Annotated in this window: 13 protein-coding genes; 9 read left to right on the top strand and 4 right to left on the bottom strand. The window is 54.4% G+C overall.

Annotated elements, in window-relative coordinates; all coding sequences use genetic code 11:
* Window positions 1–190: 190 nt before the first annotated feature.
* Complete coding sequence (locus AC3DKS_RS12905) at window positions 191–886, top strand: NUDIX hydrolase (protein ID WP_015753895.1); 696 nt, start codon at window positions 191–193, stop codon at window positions 884–886.
* 41 nt (window positions 887–927) lie between these two features.
* On the opposite strand, the gene AC3DKS_RS12900 is transcribed toward AC3DKS_RS12905, so the two are convergent.
* Entirely contained in the window at window positions 928–1,887 is a 960-nt protein-coding gene (locus AC3DKS_RS12900) for an amidohydrolase family protein (protein ID WP_272608531.1), read from the bottom strand.
* A 172-nt stretch (window positions 1,888–2,059) separates the two neighbouring features.
* On the opposite strand from AC3DKS_RS12900, the gene AC3DKS_RS12895 reads away from it, so the two are divergent.
* Complete coding sequence (locus AC3DKS_RS12895; RefSeq protein WP_041327029.1) at window positions 2,060–2,794, top strand: slipin family protein; 735 nt, start codon at window positions 2,060–2,062, stop codon at window positions 2,792–2,794.
* Window positions 2,795–2,857: 63 nt separating this feature from the next.
* Here the strand turns inward: AC3DKS_RS12895 and AC3DKS_RS12890 are convergent, their stop codons facing one another.
* Entirely contained in the window at window positions 2,858–3,745 is an 888-nt protein-coding gene (locus tag AC3DKS_RS12890; protein ID WP_272608533.1) for a dienelactone hydrolase family protein, read from the bottom strand.
* Between the two features lie 305 nt (window positions 3,746–4,050).
* Here AC3DKS_RS12890 and AC3DKS_RS12885 point away from each other — a divergent pair, with 305 nt between their 5' ends.
* Together AC3DKS_RS12885 and AC3DKS_RS12880 are read left to right on the top strand one after the other, a co-directional pair.
* Complete coding sequence (locus AC3DKS_RS12885) at window positions 4,051–6,030, top strand: adenylate/guanylate cyclase domain-containing protein (RefSeq protein ID WP_272608535.1); 1,980 nt, start codon at window positions 4,051–4,053, stop codon at window positions 6,028–6,030.
* A gap of 124 nt (window positions 6,031–6,154) precedes the next feature.
* Complete coding sequence (locus AC3DKS_RS12880) at window positions 6,155–6,772, top strand: HD domain-containing protein (RefSeq protein ID WP_272608536.1); 618 nt, start codon at window positions 6,155–6,157, stop codon at window positions 6,770–6,772.
* 1 nt (window position 6,773) lies between these two features.
* Here AC3DKS_RS12880 and AC3DKS_RS12875 read toward each other — a convergent pair whose 3' ends face one another.
* Entirely contained in the window at window positions 6,774–7,310 is a 537-nt protein-coding gene (locus tag AC3DKS_RS12875; RefSeq protein WP_272608538.1) for a Pycsar system effector family protein, read from the bottom strand.
* A 299-nt stretch (window positions 7,311–7,609) separates the two neighbouring features.
* Here AC3DKS_RS12875 and AC3DKS_RS12870 point away from each other — a divergent pair, with 299 nt between their 5' ends.
* Together AC3DKS_RS12870 and AC3DKS_RS12865 are read left to right on the top strand one after the other, a co-directional pair.
* Window positions 7,610–12,895, top strand: a complete 5,286-nt coding sequence (locus tag AC3DKS_RS12870) for an MBG domain-containing protein (protein ID WP_272608541.1) — start codon at window positions 7,610–7,612, stop codon at window positions 12,893–12,895.
* 141 nt (window positions 12,896–13,036) lie between these two features.
* Window positions 13,037–14,563: a glycoside hydrolase family 32 protein gene (locus AC3DKS_RS12865; RefSeq protein ID WP_272608543.1), complete on the top strand. Its 1,527-nt coding sequence runs from the start codon at window positions 13,037–13,039 to the stop codon at window positions 14,561–14,563.
* Between the two features lie 3 nt (window positions 14,564–14,566).
* Here the strand turns inward: AC3DKS_RS12865 and AC3DKS_RS12860 are convergent, their stop codons facing one another.
* The gene (locus AC3DKS_RS12860) at window positions 14,567–15,232 is read right to left on the bottom strand and encodes a WG repeat-containing protein (protein ID WP_272608544.1); all 666 of its coding nucleotides are present in this window, start codon (window positions 15,230–15,232) and stop codon (window positions 14,567–14,569) included.
* 113 nt (window positions 15,233–15,345) lie between these two features.
* Between AC3DKS_RS12860 and AC3DKS_RS12855 the strand changes: the two genes are divergently transcribed.
* The 3 genes from AC3DKS_RS12855 to AC3DKS_RS12845 all read left to right on the top strand — a co-directional run bounded on the left by AC3DKS_RS12855 (window position 15,346) and on the right by AC3DKS_RS12845 (window position 19,637).
* Window positions 15,346–16,125 (top strand): universal stress protein, encoded by a 780-nt coding sequence (locus AC3DKS_RS12855; protein ID WP_272608546.1) that lies wholly within the window; start codon window positions 15,346–15,348, stop codon window positions 16,123–16,125.
* A gap of 204 nt (window positions 16,126–16,329) precedes the next feature.
* Entirely contained in the window at window positions 16,330–18,426 is a 2,097-nt protein-coding gene (gene pta, locus AC3DKS_RS12850) for a phosphate acetyltransferase (protein WP_272608547.1), read from the top strand.
* Window positions 18,423–19,637 carry an acetate/propionate family kinase gene (locus AC3DKS_RS12845; RefSeq protein ID WP_272608550.1) on the top strand — a complete coding sequence of 405 codons (1,215 nt, stop codon included), beginning with the start codon at window positions 18,423–18,425 and terminating at the stop codon, window positions 19,635–19,637. Before pta ends, AC3DKS_RS12845 begins: the two co-directional genes overlap by 4 nt.
* Window positions 19,638–19,914 lie beyond the last annotated feature (277 nt).

The following is a 19,914-nucleotide window of genomic DNA, read 5'->3' as shown; positions in this document are numbered from 1 at the left end:
GCAACAATTCATTCCCGGAAGCACACAGAAGTGTTCTATCTACATTTCTAATGTAAGAAATCCGGCGCATTTAATCAAAAAAAGATTTTGAATTGCCTATTTTTAACAAATAAGGAAAAAAATGCTACTTTTTCCTAAAAATCATCAACACCCTGCCGGGTAATTTCCCGGTCAGGTCCAGCTATTGGGTATGGAATTAAATTACTATACATCGGAGGACAAGGTGCTTTTGGCTGTAGATTGCATCATTTTCGGCTTCGATAAACACCACCTTAAAATTCTGCTGGTTAAGCGGAACATAGAACCGGAAAAGGGAAAGTGGTCCTTGATTGGCGGTTTCCTCAAGCAGGATGAAAACCTGGACGAGGCAGCTGCCCGGGTGCTGGAAACGCTTACCGGCCTGCACGACATCTATATGGAGCAGCTATACGCATACAGCAAAATAGACAGGGACCCGGGAAACCGGACGATTTCGGTGGCCTACTTTGCGCTGATCGATGTAGCATCGCACCAGTTTGAAGGCGTGCAACTGGAATCCGCCCAATGGTTCGACCTGGAGGAGGCGCCGAAACTGATTTTCGACCACGACCAAATGGTGGTAAAAGCCGTTTCCCGCCTGCGTCGCAGGGCGCTTACCATGCCCATCGGCTTTGAACTCCTGCCCGAGAAGTTTACCATGCGGCAGTTGCAGACGCTCTATGAGTCCATCCTGGATAAAAAGCTCGACAAACGGAATTTTGTCAACAAAATCAATTCCCTGGACATACTGATTAAATTGGACGAGAAGGATATGACGGTTGCCCGGAAAGGGGCTTACCTGTACACGTTTGACAAGGAAAAATACGATCGGAAAGTTGCCGAGGACGGGTTTAGCTTTAAGATCTGAATTGTTTTTGCCGGGGCCGCCTCCTGCCGGTCGCCCGGGTTTTACTTTCCATTTCCGCCTTCTTGTTTATGCGCCCGGACCTCCTCGGGGCTCAGACCCAGGAACTCGGCCGCATTGTTGTAAAAGATGTCCGCTTTTTGTTCCAGGCTCAGAAACCCGGCCGTATTGACATTCTCGATGGCCTGGTCAAAGGAGCCCTTGAAGGCCATCTGGTCTGTCCCGTACAGGATGCGCTTCCCGAACCCCGCATCCACCAGGGCTTTGAGATACGCGTGGAATTCGGCCCGGGGCAGGTTCCAACTGATCACCCCGATATCGACATAGAGCTGGGGATGGGCGTACATCAGGGCTTTCATATCCTCGAGATACGGCCAGCCGGCATGCATGATGTAGATTTTCAATTTCGGATGGGAAACCAGTACCCGTTCGATCTGCATCGGGTCGGCATTCGCCGCTCGAATCCCGGGGAAGCCCATGTACATGCCCCCGGGAGGGCCTCCCGGGAAGATGTGGTACCCCACCGGGATCCCCAGGGATTCCGCCAGTTCAAAATACGGTTCCAATTCCGGGTCGTCGGCCTGGAGCCCATCGTAATAGGCAGTCATTTCGCCCATCACGTGCAATCGACCCGCCTCGTACATCCTCCGCAGGGTATCCGGCTCGGCGGTCCCCAACCCGATCAGGACACGGTCCGGGTCCTGGACGTACCAGTCCGGGTGGTAATTGACCACGGCTTTGACGATTCGGTGTTCCTGCATTTTTTTAAATGTCCATTCCCTGTGCGACTCAAGGTCCGGGGTAGTAGCGTAGGTTTTCCCGGTGATCGGATTTTGATAGGTAATCCCGAACATCCGGCTCGCCTGGCGGTAGGCGTGGACGTGCATATCGATAATAGGACCCGTGTAGGGCTCGCTCTGCGCATAGGACGAAAACCCTGAAAACAGGAATACACAAGAGAGGATGGCTGTCTGTATGCAACCGGGGTTGCGGTTTTTTTTCATGGCAGGTCATTTTCTGGTAGTTCTCAAATCTAATGAAATCGTCCGTTACTCCCGTAAATCGGATACAAGTGCGTAAATTACAGATAAACAGGATGAAAGCCCGGGGAGTGAACGAAATGGAAGCTTGGCGCCGGCGCCGGGAGCCTGCTGTTAACCCTTAAAACCTATTGTTATGAACCCATTATTGTTTTTTGCAGTTTTGTTATTGGTTGTCGTCCTATCCGGGATTCGCATTGTCTATGAGTACAAGCGGGCCCTGAAATTCCGCTTTGGGAAATATGTAAAAACGCTTCAGCCCGGCTTTCGCTGGATCATCCCCCTGGTGGAAACCATCCAGAAGGTGGATATCCGGGTAATTACCATCAATATTGTTTCCCAGGAAGTCATGACCGAAGACAATGTCCCCTGCAGCATCGACGGGGTGGTATTCTTCCGGATCAGGGATCCTGAAAAGGCCGTACTGGAAGTAGAAGAGTACAATTTTGCTATTACCCAGTTGTCCCAGGCTGCCCTGCGGGATGTTTGCGGGAAGGTGGAACTCGATACGATCCTCTCAAAACGGGAGGAAATGGGAAATAATATCAAGATTACGGTGGAGCAGGAAACCGCCGGGTGGGGGATCGATATCCTCGATGTGAAGATTAAGGATATACAGTTACCCGAAAACATGCGGCGGATGATGGCCAACCAGGCCGAGGCGGAACGCTCGCGCCGTGCCCGGGTGATTCTGGCACAGGCCGAGGAGCAGGCGGCCGGGACCTTGCTGGCCGCCGGCAAGATGATCGACCAATCCCCGTCGGCCATTAAATTGCGGCTCTACCAGACGCTTTCGAACATCGCGGCGGAAAAGAATTCGACCATCCTGTTCCCCTTTCCCGAAGAGGCAATCCACCGGAGTTCCAAATAGAGATAAGCCCCGGTTCCCCGGGGTGCGGATCCCCGGTTACCCGCTGGGTGTACGGGCCCCGGGTTACTTCAATTTTGAATTAAAGAAATTGATTGTCCGCTCCCAGGCCAGTTTGGCGGCTTCCGCGTCGTACCGCGGGGTGGTATCGTTGTGGAAACCGTGGTTGACTTCGGGATAGAAGTGGACGGCATAGTCTTTATCATGGGCCTGCAAGGCCGCTTCGTAGGCCGGCCATCCTGCGTTGACCCGCTCATCGAGCCCGGCGTATTGCAACATCAGGGGCGCCTGGATATCCGGGACGAATTCCGCATCCGGCTGGCCGCCGTAAAAGGGCACGGCGGCCCCGAGATCGGGCAGGCGAACGGCCATCATGTTGGAGATCCAGCCCCCGAAACAAAATCCCACGACTCCGACCTTCCCGGTGCTCTGTTCGTGCGACTTCAGATACCGGAAGCCCATGATAAAATCTTCCAGCATCTTATACCGGTCCCGTTGCCGTTGGAGGGCACGGCCGTCATCGTCATTTCCCGGGTAGCCACCCAGAGGGGTCAGGGCATCGGGAGCCAGGGCGATATACCCCTCGAGCGCCGCCCGGCGGCAAACGTCTTCAATATGCGGGTTCAGCCCCCGGTTTTCATGGACCACAACAATTCCCGGGAGTTTGCTGGTGGCATCTGCAGGCCGGGCGAGGAGCCCCCTGATGGTGCCACCTCCCTCGGGCGACTCGTAGGTGATGTATTCCGTTTTCAGGCGGGCATCGTCCTGGGCAACCTGCAGCTTGTTCTTGTAATCCGGCATGATAAAACTAAGCAGGGACATGACCGTTATCCCCCCGACAGCATAGGTGGAGAGTTTGTCCATAAACTGCCGTCGGCTGAGCTGGTTGTGGGCATAGGCATCGTAGAGGTCAAAGACCTCCTGGCTGATATCTTCTTTTCGCAGATTTTTCATGGGATTCGTTTCGCGTTAATTCCTGACTAAAAGATACGCCTTAATTTTGACCGGACCCTGCGATTGTAGTTTTGGCGCCCTTTTACCCACTTCCAGTTGCCTGAATAACCTGTTGGCGATGGGTTCAATTGTTGTTTTTGAGTGAGTTGAGGCGCTTTTGATCCAGAAATTATGCAATTTAAATGTAAATCCGGCAGCAAATTGGCAGTCCGGACCAAATTCCGGCCGGATGATCCTCAGTACTTGGTATTTATGTTTACATTTAAGTAGTTCAAGACATTGCCTCCCCCGGTAAACCAAATTCTATGATTCGAATATTATGGGTTGCCGCCTTCCTTTTGGCGATTTCTCTCCGGGGGCAGGATTCATCCGGGGGGATTTCGGAAAACATCCCCGACGGCCTGCAAGCCGATTCTATCCGGGTACGGGAATTGTTGCGGGCTGCCAACCAGTTGCGGTTTACCGATCAGGATTCTTCCCTGGCCACCTCCCGCCGGGCAATCCAACTTGCCGAATCCATCGACCTCGAAATCGGCAGAGCCGAAGGGTTCAAGATCATTGGCCTGGTTAAAAATGCCCAGGGCCTCTTTGACGAAGCGCTGGATATCTGGAAGCTCGCCCTGTCCACTTACCAGGCAGCCGGAGATTTACGGGGGGTTAGCAACTTGCAGAGCAATCTGGGGACCATTTACTACAAGTTGGGAGATACCCCAACTGCCCTGGACTATTTTATAAAATCCCTGCAGAATGCCGAGGCGGTTTCAGACACCCTCCGAATGGGTACGGCTTACCTGAATATTGGAGCGATGTACGGGGATAACGTAACCACTTTCGGTCAGGCCCAACAGAACCTGCACCGGTCGGCACTGATGTTCCGGGCCATAGATTACCCGGAAGGCCTGGCCGTTGCCAATTTGAATTTCGGGGAATTGTTCCTGAAGCGCGGCAATCCGCGGGCTGCCATCCCCCATTTGACCGAGGCACTGGAAGTCCTCAGGGAAATCAATGGGAATGAGGCAGCTGCCCTGAACTTTCTGGGCGACGCCTACAGGCAGTTGGGCCAATATGATGCTGCCGAAAGATTTCACGGACAGGCGCTGGAGTACGCGCGGTCTACGGACGCGCGAATGGAGGAGGCCAGCGCCAATCTGGGGTTGGCGGAAACACTACTTGCCAATCGGGAGGATGCCGAAGCGATCGGTTATTTTAGAAATGCCTTGGATATCTCCAGGTCCATCGGGGTGCTTGAAATGCAGGAGCGCGCCTATGACGGGTTGGCAAGGACTTATTCGAGGCTGGAGGATTACCGCAATGCCTATACGTATCAGCAGTTATATGCAGGAATTCACGATTCGCTCAGGAATGTCGATTACCGGGAAAGGCTCACCAACCTGAATTTCCGCCTGGACATGAAGGAAAAGGAAAACCAGATTGAGATGCTGAACGCCCAGAACGATCTCAACCAGGTTCAGATAGAGCGGGACGCCAAAGCCAAGCAGTTGCTTTTTATCACCCTCGGGTTATTCGGGATCATTATCGCCGTATTTATCTTCCTCTACTTTTACGTGCGTAAGTCCAATCGCCGGTTGGCATTTGAACAGGACCGGTCCGAGATGATCTTATTGAATATTCTGCCAAAGGAGACCGCGGAGGAATTGAAGGAGCACGGGTATATCAAAACCAAGGAATTTAAACAGATAACGGTTTTGTTTACGGACTTTAAGATGTTTTCCATCATTGCAGAACGGATTTCGGCGGAGATGTTGGTGCGGAGCGTCGACTACTACTTTAAGAATTTCGATGCGATCATCGATCGGTACAACCTGGAAAAAATTAAGACTATCGGGGACGCCTACATGTGTGCCGGGGGGCTGCCCACAGCGAATACGACCCATGCCGGGGATGCGCTGAATGCGGCATTCGCCATACGTGATTTCGTGGAGGAAACCGAATTGAATCCACCGAAGAACATTTATCCCTTCAAGGTTCGGATCGGCTTGAATTCCGGCCCGGTCGTTGCCGGGGTTGTCGGCACCAAAAAATTCGCATATGATATTTGGGGAAGTACGGTAAACATTGCCGCCCGCATGGAGTCGAATTCCGAAGAAGGACGGATAAACGTTTCTGAGAATACCTATCAGATACTTAAAGATACGTGTCCCTTTACGTTCCGGGGAGAAATCGAGGTCAAAAACGGGCAGATTCTCCGCATGTATTACGCCGACCAGGAAGCCGGCCCTCGCGATTCCGCCGAGAAGACCGTAAGTGAAGCGATAAAAAACTAGCCGGATCAAATTGTGTCGGTGGTCAAAGTTGTGTATTTTTTCAGCGAATCCGGATCCGGTCGGATAAAATGCAATATTATCAGGTTGGTTTAGTTATAGCTTTAACCCACCGAAGCCTATTTATATGGAACTGGTCAATCGTAGCGATTATCCCGACATATGTCACCGGATCCTCGACGAACTTGGAAAAAAGCTTCCCGGTTACCTTACCTACCATAGCCTCGAACATACAATCGATGTGGCCAATGTATGCGATCACTATATTGATTATTACATGGTGGATGCGCGAATTGCCGAACTGATCCGGGTGGCAGCAGTAGCCCACGATTACGGTTATATCCAGGGCCCGGCCGAGCACGAAGAGCGAAGTATCCGCCTGGTGGCCCCCCTCCTGAGCGATGCATACTCGGAAAAGGAGATCCAGGTGATTGCGGGGATGATTCGCGCTACCAAAGTACCCCAGGACCCCAACAACCTGTATGAAGAAATTTTGGCGGATGCGGACCTGGATTATCTGGGCCGGGAAGATTACGATGACCTAAGCACGGGGCTCTATAAGGAATTCCTGCATTTCGGGGTTGTTGAAAATGAAGCGGAATGGATCGACGTTCAAATACGCTTCCTTGAAAACCACAAATACCATACGGACTGGGCGATCCAAAACCGCGTGGCCAACAAACGCAAGGTGCTGGAAAAGTTGCGGAAAAAGGCATCCCCCCCTTCGACTTCGCCTACCAAATAATTCAATACAGTATCGCCTCGGCTACGATGGTTATAACCCCCAATATCATCGGGATAAAGCTGTAAACCAAATTCCTTACCGATTTATTGACATCGCTGAATTTCTTGGTGGCAATCAGTGAATTCACGTAAATCTGCGCCCCCAATTGCCCATAGAGGGATTTTTCGTCGTTCAGCAATTCGGCAAAACGGTCGGAAAATGACGTAATATCCCCGTAATGGGTGATGATGTCGTGGAAGAAAAACATATTCTTATCGAATTTTGTCTCGATCTGGGGCAGGAAGCATTTAAAGCTGTAAAAAATGGAACGGCAGACAAAAAAAGTAAAGCAGGCCAGAATAGCAATGAGTATGGCACTGGCCTTAAAGCCGGTTTCCACGGAGGTGGCTACCTCCAGGACAACTCCCAGCAGCAGGCCGTAAAAGGAAATTATCAGGCCGGCCTTCACTTCGGATGTTCGGTTAAGCCCGTTGATGTACCCGATGGTTGCCCAGTAGACTTCGAGTTTGTCTTCCGGTAGCAGGCGGTCTGTCTTCATACATTCAGTGGTCGGTTGTTGTCTAAAGTTAGGAATAATTGTCTTAGGCGGGGCCGACGGGTCATTTATCCGGAAATCCCGACCATCCATCCGCTATTTCTGACCAAGCGTATAATAACAACACTTATTCAGTTGCTTTCAACTCAATTTGGTTTGTTTCGCGTATATTCGGTTAGCTGAATGGCTGTTAAGCTCTTTAATGTCAGGGTTTTCTGCTAATTTAGGAAGATACTCTCCCCGAGTCGAATGAAAATTCCTACAACCCTTTTACGGGTTTCGTGCTTTCATTCTGTGATCCTATGAAAACCTTCTGCCCGACTGCCGGAATCCGTCAATTGTTGTTTTTAATGTTTCTGGCGGCTGGTCCGGCCCTATTTGCCCAGAACTATAGCACCACGGGCCTGTCGGATGACTGGCAGGACCCTGAAGCCTGGACCTGCAGTAATGGAAACTGCTCTACGGGGTACCCGGACACCAATATTTCGGGAACCGTAGTCCTCAACCACGATATCAATTATTACGGGAATCCTCCCATCAATGTTTTAAGAAAAGGCGTCCTGGTGGTAAACCAGGCAACTTTTAACAATAACAGCAACCTCAACATACGTGCGGGGGGAGAATTCCGTGCTACCGCTTCAACAGTTACCATTGGCCCCGGTGTCCTGAATGTGGATGGGGAAATGACATTGACCAATTCTCTCGTGATCAAGGACGGAAATGTGGTCAACAATTCTTCCATTACCCTTTCAGGCGCCTGTTTTAGCCTGTTATCCGGGAATTTTAACAATTTTGGGATGCTTGCGGGAACGGGCGGAATAAAGGTGTTGAGTGGGAACATGAATAATTCGGGTAGTTGGGACCCGACAATCAGATATTATTTCGCCAACAATGGGTCCGGCCTTCCCGGCATGCCCAGTACCCTTGAAGAAATCGATGAGGTATGCCGATGTGCCACTACCAACTGCGATATAGAATACGCCTTTGATTTTGAATTTAAGGTTTTCGGGAAATTGAGCAACGCCCTGAAAACACTTGCCAACAACTATGACCCGACCGCTCCCGCAGGTACCTACAACGAGTTTGTCTACCGGATCGTCAACCATAAGGTCCTGGTGGAAATAGTCGTACAGGAAGGGCGTTACGCCAGCCTGCTCGCGGAGTTGGCGTCCATCGGCGTGACGGCCTCGGACTTCCTGCCGGATTTTTTCGATCCGGGGGACGAACAAAAGGCAGTGGTCTGCTACGTTCCCATTTCAAACCTGCTGGCCCTGGATGTTTCGGACAATGTAAACCGCGTTTACGAGGGTTCCCAGGGAATCCCGGGTAAAATCACCTCCCAGGGGGATGTCGCCCAGGGCTCTTTTGCAGGACGCCTGGGCTGGGAAGTGACTGGTAAGGATATAAAAATCGGGGTGATTTCGGATAGTTTCAACAACCTGGGGCGCTACGCCATCGATCAGCAGAACCAGGACCTCCCAGGACCCCAGAATCCGCAATTCACAACTCCGGTAAACGTACTTGACGATCTGCCGGGCGGTGGCAGCGACGAGGGGAGGGCCATGTTGCAATTGATCCATGATGTGGCACCCGAGGCGAATTTGTTTTTCACCACCGGCTTTTTATCCGAGTACAATATGGCGTCTAAATACGCCGACCTGATCGCTGCCGGATGCCAGGTTATTGTGGATGATGTGCAGTATATCAAGGAGCCATTTTACCGGGACGGGGTTTTGGCACAGGCCGTTGACGCGGCTGCAGCTTCCGGCGTCGAGGTGTTCTCATCAGCCGGGAATTTTGGCCGTCGCTCCTATGAGGGCGTTTTCACCCCATCCCCGGCACCCAATGAGAACCGGCACGACTTTGGCGGCAACTACTTGCAGTCGCTAACGCTGAACCCCGGATTCTACGTGATCAGCCTGCAGTACGACGATAACCATTATTCCCTCGGGGAAGGCGGGGCCCAGACAGACCTCGATATCTACCTGTCCAACAACCAGGGTATTTTGCAGTTCGGATCTAACTGGAACAACCTGGGGGGCGACCCCGTAGAACTCATGTATTTTATCGTCCTCCAGCCCACCACAACCAATATCCTGATTGAACGTGCCCCCGGCAGCTCATCCACCCCCATAAATTTCAAGTATGTGGTTTTCCGGGCCGGGGACGACGGGGAATTCGATGCCGTGCCAGCCCTGGACAAATCCACCCTGGTGGGGCATGCCAATGCAGCAGGTAATATGGCCGTCGGGGCCGTGCGCTACGACAATACCCCGAACTTTGGCGGGGTGCTGACTGCCCAGCAATCTTCATCGCGGGGGGGGACGGAAACCGAAGGGCAGGTCCGTATGCAACCGACCTTGTTGGGCCCGACCGGCGGAGATACTTCGGTCGATTTCGGGGCGCCGGACATCGAGGGCAATGGCCTCCCGAATTTTTTCGGGACTTCGGCCTCCGCACCACACGTAGCGGCTGTAGCTGCATTGATCATGGAAGAAAAAAAGAACACGGGCCTGGACACCAGCCCGGATCCCAACCTGACAATCCGGAGCCTGCTTACAAGTACTGCCGAGGATATGGGGGCGCCCGGCTTTGATTATACCAACGGTTACGGTTTTGTCCGTGCCGACAAGGCGCTTGGGGCATTTTCCAATCCCAGCCCGAATCTCATCGCCTTGAATATTGACGATTTACTCGCACAGAATCCGGAATTTGTGCCGGGGGATGCCCCCTTTACACTTTCCGTAGAAGGGGAGTTCTTTGTGGATGGGTCTTCGCAGGTATACTGGCGTGGGGCAGCGCTTGAAACCACCTTTGTAGACCCGGGGACCCTGACGGTGGCCATCCCGGAATTTTTCGGTTCCGGCGGGGAGATTTACGTGCTCACCAATTCCCAGGAAGGGACCAATGGTTCGGATGGGGGAACATCCGACCCGCTCACTTTCTTCGAAGTTGAGAAAACGGATGTCATTGTCAAGCCCGTTGAGGTCTCTCGTTATTACGGTTTGGAAAACCCGGAATTTGCCATAACCGTAATCGATGCCGAATCGTCCGAACCCCTGCCGCAGGATGAATTGGATTTGTTTCTGGACCCGGCGCTTTTCCCGGTATCGATGACATCGAATGCAACGGCTGCTTCCAATGTAGGTATCTATTCCATCAACCTGGAGGTAGACCAGGAAAACACGGACCCCGGGTTTGCCGAACTCTATAATATAACCGTGGAGGGTGCCAGCCTTTTTGTGACGGCCATGCCTGTTACGGTTTCCGCCGAGATCCCCGGAACACTCACCTACGGGGACCCGATCCCGGAGATCGTATATGCTTATTCCTACGGGGAACCCGGGGGTACGCCTGAAAACATCGATCCGCTTGTAGCCGGGTCATTCGAGGACTCCCACCTGAATGCCACCCTCCTGGCCAATGGCGTTATGCTTGCCAATGGGGTGACCCTTGCCAACGATATCACGCTTCCCAATGGGACGTTCCTCGCCAATGGCACTTTTTTGGCCAATGGGGTAACCCTGGTCAACGGAGAGCCGTATTTTCTGAACGGGACACCCCTGGCCAACAGTTCCTTCTATGTTACGGAGTCTACCGTGAATAATGCGGGATCTGTTTCGGATGCGGGGTATGCCCTGGAATCCGGAGACCCGGATACCGTGCCGCTCATTCGAATCGGGGCAGATGCTTTTACGCGAAGCCTGGGGGATGCCGACCCGTCGGTTTCCAATGGGGTGATGCTGGCCAATGCCACCCTGCTGGCAAACGGGACCATGCTGGTCAACGGGACGTTTCTGGCCAATGGCACCCCGCTGTCCAATGGGATTACCCTGGCCAACGGCACAGTGCTCGCCAATGGGACATTCCTGGTAAACGGGGTGACCCTGGCCAATGGCACGGTCCTGGCCAATGGCACTACCACGCTGGCTAACGGCACGGTATTGGCCAATGGCAGCGTCCTTGCCAATAGCGAGGCCGGACCTATCCGCAGTGCCCTGGAGCAGTCGGTGGTGGTTTTCAATACGGATGATGTTTCCGCAGACCCGGCAGAACCCGACCCGCCTTCGCCGGAGATATTTCCAAAATCGCTGATCACCGGACTCGGCGTGGGAACAAACTGGATTGTTCCCAGCAAGGGTGTCGTCAATAATAATTTTGAAATATTTACAGAACCCATTCCCTTTGAAGTGTTGCCCGCACCGCTCACGGTGGTTACCCAGGATGCCGCGGCCGCCTATGGGGATGAACAACCCGAATTTTCCGTGGAGATTACGGGGGCGCAATACGGGGAAACCCTGGAGGAGATATTCCCGGATGGGCTTGAATTCACCGCCTGCGAGTCCTGTGATGTTCCGGGAAGCCCCTATACGATCCTGGCAAGTACTGAAAGCGCATCCGGCAACTATACCATCGATTTTGTGAATACCGGGTTGTTTACCGTTAATCCGTTCGAACTTACCCTGACTATGGACGATGCCACGATTGCATACGGGGATACGGGCCCATTCGAATTTACCTATCAACTGGATGCCCAGGCGCTGCCCTACGATGAGGACCCGGCCGAAATCTTTGCCGGCCTGACGTTTAGCCCTTCCGACGGTTGCTCTGCGGGGGTGACCGTTGCAGCAGACCCGGCATTTCAGCCGGATAATTACCTAATGACGTATAATGACGGGGCCCTGACGGTGGAGAAAGCCGATCTGCACCTGTCCCTGGGTACCGCGTTCATCGGATTGGGTGATCCCATTCCCACTGATTTCGGGATTGCGGCAACCGGGCTGGTCTGTGGGGATAGCACCCCGGCAATCACCAGTTTTTCCCTCTATGATTCCGGGGGTAATCCGGTTACGGGACTGCCCCTTGCGGGAACGTATGAAGTCCGTGCCAACCTGGATGGGCTCACAGGGTATGATAATTATAGCATTACCCAAACCTATGGCGTGTTGTATATTAATCCGTTGGTGGGGTGTAACGACAGGATCAAGGCTGTCGATATGTGTAAGGCGCCATCGGTTCTGGATGGGGAACCACAGGTTACTACCCGGTTGCAGGTTACTTTCGAAAACCGAACCAGTACACCCATTTATATTCCTTTCGGTACCCGGGAGAATCGCTTCAAAGGCAATGCATATATTGTCGGGGAGGCCCCTTCCCTGTTCGAACCCGGGATTCATACCTTTGAGGTGTACACCGATGGCGGCAGCATTCAGTGGGAGGTCATAACCCCCGGATGCAAGAGTGCCTTCAAATCATCCAATGGTTCCAATGCCAACCCATGCGCCACAGGTTTTTCCGCGGATCTCGACAACTTGGACCCGGTTGCCGGTTCTCCTGAACCCCTTGGGCGTGTGTCGCCCAACCCGGTTTCTGAATTTCTGAATCTATACGTTGGGGATATGGACGGGCCGCTTACGGTAACTGTATTTGATGAAGTGGGGCGCCAGCTCCTACAGCGTAAATTCAAAATTTCTGCCGGCATGCAGCGTGTGGAGCTTAACCTGACATCCCTGAAGGCCGCTCTGTTACTGGTCCGAATGGACCGGGAGTCCGGTGGGCCCTCGGTATTCCGGGTGATTAAACAGTAATTCGGTAAATAGTGTATTTTTAGGTACATCTAACCGGATATGCTACATTTTTTCTGTCGAATTCAACGCCTCCTGCCAGGAGGACATGGTATCAAGAGGGCATCCATTGGACGGTTCGTTTACTTGCTATTGCCCTTCATTTTGTTGGCCTCCTGCGGAGAAAAACAAAATGGGAAACTTCCTGGAAACTCTTCCCTGGCCAATGCCTATAACGAGCCTCACCGGCCGCAATTCCATTTTACCCCCCGGGAAGCCTGGATGAACGACCCGAACGGGATGTTCTACCTGGACGGGGAATACCACCTGAGTTATCAGTTTTACCCGGATAGCACGGTTTGGGGGCCGATGCACTGGGGGCATGCCGTCTCTACCGACCTGGTGCGCTGGAAGCACCTTCCCGTGGCGCTGGCTCCGGATTCCCTGGGCTATATTTTTTCCGGGAGCGCCGTGGTGGACCACGGGAATACTTCGGGGTTCGGGAACGGCTCCGAACCGCCGGTCGTTGCAGTATATACCTACCACAACCCCATCCTGGAGGAGGCCGGAGGCGACGACTTTCAGTACCAGGGAATAGCCTATAGCCTGGACAAGGGCCGTACCTGGACAAAATATGCCGGGAACCCCGTACTGGCCAATGACACCGGCGTTCGCGACTTCCGGGACCCCAAGGTGTTCTGGCACGGGGAAAGCGAAAAGTGGATCATGGTCCTGGCCGTGTACGACCGGGTCAGGTTGTACGCTTCCCCCAATTTGAAAGAATGGGAATACCTGTCGGAATTCGGGATAGAGGGGGATACCCGCCTGTGGGAATGCCCGGATCTCTTTCGGCTCAGGGTGCCGGGTACCCGGGAGGCTAAATGGGTTTTGCTCGTAAGCATCCAGCAGGAGGGGCCTTCCGGCGGAACGGGGACCTCGTACTTCGTTGGGGATTTTGACGGGACAGTGTTTACTGCAGACCCGGCGGGCCAGAAGTGGCTGGACCACGGGGCCGACAATTATGCCTTCGTCACCTGGGACAACGCCCCGACTGGTTGGGGCAGCCGGCTTGGGATCGGGTGGATGTCCAACTGGCAGTACGCCCAGGAGGTGCCGACGGTTGCGTGGCGATCCGCAATGACGGTACCCAGGATGCTGAGCCTGGCAGAGGACTCGGGGGAGCTTGTGTTGAGTGCATTGCCCGTCCCTGCCGTTACCGGGTTGCGCGGGGCCGAAGTGCAGTTGCCCATGGAATTGCGAGACAGCATACGGGTCGAAGGAGACTTCAGCCCGGCACAATGCGACATCTCCCTGCTGGTGGACCTGGAAAATACCACCGCGAGTTCATTTGGTGTTGTCCTGAAGAACTCCGGCGGCGACCGGCTAACCGTCACCTTCGACCGATCTGAAGAAACCGTTACGGTAGATCGTACGGCCTCGGGGCCCCAGGGCTTTTCCGACGCGTTTTTTAAAGGGCCCCATAAAGCGACCGTGGACCTTTCCCAGGAGAGCCTGGACATCCGGGTCCTGCTGGATGCCGCGTCCATCGAAATTTTTGCCGATCGCGGCATCCTGAATTTCACCGATATCTTTTTTCCCGAATCCCCGTTTGACGAATTGTCGATCTGGGCCGAGGGAGGCACGCTAGTACTCTTTGACGGGACGGTCTATCCCATGGATTCCATCTGGTAGCCGTCAGAAGCCGTCTTCCAGCTCCACTTTGCGAATCTCCCAACGAGCGCGGTCCGACTTTACGGCGACCAGGCCGTTTTCGATTATGCGAGCTTGAATTTCAGGGGTTTGATACCTGCGCGCGTTCATCAGAATGTTTTGGCGTTCCTCAAGGGGCCAGACCATTTGCCCGGCTTTATTCAGCACAACTTCGGTGAACGTATGGTCGTAGATATTCAACTGGAAATTATTCTTGCCGCGGAAGGTTTTCTTGTAGTAGATTCCCACGGCATGGCCATTCTGAAACTCAGAGACGTTCAGGAATTCGGGCTGTATCACCACTTGGCCCTCGGTATCGATAAAACCATAAAGCGGGATGCCGTCCTCCCCGGAAACCATTACCGGACACCGACCATTGCTGAAACGGGGGTAGGGGATGCTGCCGACGCCCAAAGCCGCCGGATTCGGTTCCCGCTGCCATGCCAAATCGTCCCGAAAGTGGATGACGAGCAGTCCATTTTGGTCGATAAAGCCCCACTCAGATCCCTTCCTGACTGCTGCCAGGCCTTCGTGGAAACGGGTTACCTCGTCGAGGTCCCCGAGGGTGGGACGATTGATGTCCTGAATGGATTGGGCGCCGGCTAACAGGGGCAGCGCCGCGATTGCGAGTAACATTGCGAACTGTTTCATAATCATTGGGTTATTAGATAAAGATCCGGATAACATTCCGGAAGGGAAATGATCTTTATCATAGGTTGCCGGCGGGCTCGGAAATATCTTTACGGGAAGTAAAATCCGGTACGATGAAAAATATCCTGATACCCACTGACTTTTCGACAAATGCCTGGCGGGCTATTGAATATGCGCTGCTTTTTTTCAAGGATGAAACGTGCACCTTCTACCTCTTGCACGTCTATTCGCCTGCATTCTACCGCGTGGATTACATGACTGGCGGACCGGAAATGAGCGGTATCCCGGATGTAGGGGTGGATATATCCATACGCGGGCTGGAACAAACCCTGAAAGATATCAAAAAGGAGTACCAAAACCCGAGATACCGGTTTGAACTCGTGTCGTCTTTCAATACGCTTACCGACGAAATCCGGGAACTTTCCCAGCGCAAGCAGATGGACCTGATCGTAATGGGGACGCAGGGAGCCACCGGGGCCAGGCAGGTGTTTTTAGGTTCCAATACGGTCCACGTGATTCGCAAAACCCGGACGCCCCTGCTGGCCGTTCCCTCCCAGACAACCTACCGCCCCCCGCGGATGGCGCTCTTCCCGAGCGATTACCTGAGCCACTACAAAAGGGAAGACCTGAAACCGGCCCTGGACTTCATCCGGGCCCATGACTCGCGGGTGCTGATTTTGCATATCCTGGAAAAAGGCGGGCTCACAGATACGCAAAAAGATAACAAGCGCCACCTGGAACGCTGCATGGAGGAAATCGAGTACGAAATTGTCGAAGAACCCGCCGGGAAGCTCCCCGAAGCAATCCTCCAGTTCATAGCGGAGCACCCTATCGATCTGCTGGTGATGATGAACCGGGGCCATTCCTTTTTGGAGCGACTTCTCGTCCGCTAGAACATCGATCAGATTGGTTTCCATGTGAAAATTCCCTTCCTGGTAGCCCCGGACACCAGTGATCCGGCCGCGTGATTCCGATTTGCCCTCCCGGTGGGGGGCGCCTGCGGAGGGGAACCTCCCGGCCAAAAGAATTGGCCCTGGCATTTTCACGCCCCTGGCTTTAACCCTAAATTTGCAAATGACACTTCCAGCCCTGAAATTATGAACAAAGGCATTTACGTGGCCACTATCGAGGCCAACAGCGGAAAATCCATCCTCTCCCTGGGGTTGATGCGGCTCTTGCTGGGGAAAATGGCACGGGTAGGGTATTTCCGCCCGATTATCGATGACTATCCCGACGGCAAACAGGACAACCATATAGCCACCATCCTGTCGCATTTCAACATTCCCCTCAATTATGAGGAAGCCTATGCATGCACGCGCAGCCAGGTGGTCCAAAAAACCAGCAGGAACCGGGAAGACGAGGTACTCGACACGATCATTCAGAAATACAAGGACCTGGAAAGCCGTTTTGACTTTATCCTCGTGGAGGGGACGGATTTTACGGGGGAGGGGGCCATCATCGAATGGGATTTCAACGTACTCCTGGCCAAAAACCTGGGGATCCCGACGGTCATCCTGTCTACGGGCGTGGGTAAAACCCTGGAGGAATTTGTCAATTCCCTGGCACTGGCCTGCGACTCCTTCCGCGATAAGGGAGTTGAGGTCCTCATGGTTGCGGCCAATAAAATCCAGCCGGAGAACCGGCAGCTCGTCCTGGATCAGATGCACGCCGACCTGCCGGAGGGGGTGTTGACGGCGGCCATACCTCTGAACCCGGTACTCGGCAACCCGAGTATGCGCGAAATAGCAGACGCCCTGGGCGGAGAGGTCCTGTTCGGAGCGCGGCACCTGGACAAACAGGTAGCGCATTTTGGGGTGGGGGCCATGCAACTCAGGAATTACCTGACGCACCTGGTGGAAGCTACCCTGGTAATTACCCCGGGGGACCGCGCCGATATCATCCTCGGGGCCCTGCAGGCCAACTTGTCGACGAACTACCCGTCCATTTCGGGGATCATCCTCACCGGCGGGCTTGTACCGGAGGAAACGATTATCCGCCTGATCGAAGGGTTGTCGGAAGTGGTGCCCATCGTTTCGGTCCAGGGGGGCACCTTTTCGGTCACCAATCGGATCGGGTCCATCCAGCCCCGGATTTACGCCGGGAATACCCTGAAAATCGAACAATCCCTCAAGGACTTTTCGGCCTATGTGCCAGAAGACGCATTGGCGGAGCGGTTGGTCACCTTCCGGGCTGAGGGCATCACCCCGCGGATGTTCCAGTACAACTTGCTCAAAAAAGCCCAGTCGGACGTAAAACACATCGTGTTACCGGAGGGTACGGACCAGCGGGTCCTCCGGGCTGCCGTGGAACTGGCCAGGTATCAGGCCGTCCGCCTCACCCTGCTGGGGCGGCCTGAAGAGATCCGTGAGAAGGCCCGGCAGCTCCAGCTGGAACTTCCCGGGGAGATCCAACTTCTGGACCCCCGGAATGCCCCGCAGTTTGAGGAGTATGCCAACACGCTGTATGAGCTGCGAAAGCACAAGAACATGGAACTGACCATGGCACAGGACCTGATGTCCGATGTGTCCTATTTCGGTACAATGATGGTCCATAAGGGACACGCCGACGGCATGGTGTCCGGGGCGGCCCATACCACCCAGCACACCATCCGTCCCGCCCTGCAGTTTATCAGGACACGACCCGGGGTGCAGCTGGTTTCCTCCGTATTTTTTATGTGCCTCCCAGACCGGGTAACTGTTTTCGGCGACTGCGCCATCAACCCGAACCCGGACGCGGCGGAGCTCGCCGAAATCGCCATTTCCTCGGCGGATACCACAGCCTCCTTCGGGATTGAACCCCGGGTAGCCATGCTGTCCTATTCCTCGGGGAGTTCCGGCCAGGGCGCCGATGTGGACCGGGTGCGGGAAGCCACGCGCCTGGTGCGGGAACGCAGGCCCGACCTGAAGGTGGAGGGCCCGATCCAGTACGATGCCGCCGTAGACCTGAAAGTGGGACGCAGCAAACTGCCCGACTCCGAGGTTGCCGGGCGGGCAACGGTTTTTATATTTCCGGACCTGAACACCGGGAACAATACCTACAAGGCTGTGCAGCGGGAAACGGGCGCGTTGGCCATCGGCCCGGTCCTGCAGGGCCTGAACAAGCCGGTAAACGACCTGAGCCGCGGCTGTACCGAGGACGATATCTTCAATACTGTTGTCATTACCGCCATCCAGGCCCAGCAAATCCGAAAATGAAAAATCAAGCCGACATGAACCGCGTGATCCTCGTATTGAATTCCGGCAGTTCCTCCCTGAAGTTCCAGGTCCTGCGGATGCCCGGGGAAACCCGGATTTGCCAGGGGATGGTAGAACGAATCGGGGCAGGGGATGCCCGCTTAAAATTCGATTCGGGCAAAGCGAAATACGAGCGACAACTGGCCGTAACCGATCACAAGGAGGCCCTCAGGCATATTGTTTCGGCATTACTGGACCCGGACACCGGGGTGCTCCGGGATTCAAAGGATGTTGCTGCCGTCGGCCACCGTGTGGTCCATGGCGGGACGCGGTTTACCGGAACCACCCGGGTGGATGCAGCGGTTAAGGAAGCCATTGCCGACCTGTCCCGACTGGCCCCTTTGCACAACCCGGCCAACCTGGAAGGTATCCGGCAGGCCGAGTCGTTTTTTCATGAAGCCATCCAGGTGGCCGTATTCGATACCGCCTTCCACCAGACCATCCCCATGAAGGCCCGGCGATATGCAATCCCGGAATCCCTGTACAGGGAACACGGGGTGCAGGTATACGGATTTCACGGCACGAGCCACAAGTACATTGCAGAGCAGTTAAGGCCGCATCTGCCCGAAGACGGAAAACTCGTTTGCCTGCACCTGGGAAGCGGGTGCAGCGCCACAGCCATCCGGGGAGGCGTCAGCCTGGACCACAGCCTGGGGTTCACCCCCAGCAATGGATTGGTCATGGGTTCGCGAAGCGGGGATATCGACCACGGCGTTATTTTTTATATGGTGGAAAGCCTGGGGTATCCGCTCGAAGAAGTGAAACGCATCCTCAGCAGGGAAAGCGGGTTGAAGGGGCTTACCGGGAAAAGCGACTTGCGGGATATCGAGGCGGTGGCGGCAACCGGTGATCCGGATTGCCAGTTGGCGCTGGAAATGGCGGCGTACCGGATCCGGAAATATATCGGCGCGTACGCAGCTGCAATGAACGGCCTGGACGGAGTTGCCTTTACTGCCGGGATCGGGGAGCATTCCTCCCGTATGCGGGAGCTGGTTTGCCGGGATATGGAATTTCTCGGCATCCGGCTGGATGCCGATTGCAATGCCGCTCCCGGGCCGGGGTTACAGTCCATCCACGCGGAGGATTCCCGGGTGAAACTCTGGGTGGTGCCTACGGATGAGGAACTCGAAATTGCGCGGCAGACGTATCAGGTGCTGACGGGTTCGGCATAACCGGCCAGCCGGTGCGCTGGCCTTCGATGGCTGGATTACTCGCTTCACTCGTGATCCAGACCGTGCCCACTCCTGCAAATAGGGCCGAACGTCCAAAAGGGCTCCAGTGGAGCGCTTTTAGTGAGGAGCCAGCCGGTGCGCTGGCCTTCGATGGCTGGATTACTCGCTGAAGCTCGTGATCCAGACCGGGAAACCACTCCTGCTGGATTACTCGGCATTCGCCTCGTGATCCAGACCGTGCCCACTCCTGCAAATAGGGCCGAACGTCCAAAAGGGC

It is taken from the genome of Robiginitalea sp., assembly GCF_982776155.1.
The sequence above is the reverse complement of the archived record's forward strand: the minus strand, read 5'-3'. Positions and strand labels throughout refer to the sequence as shown.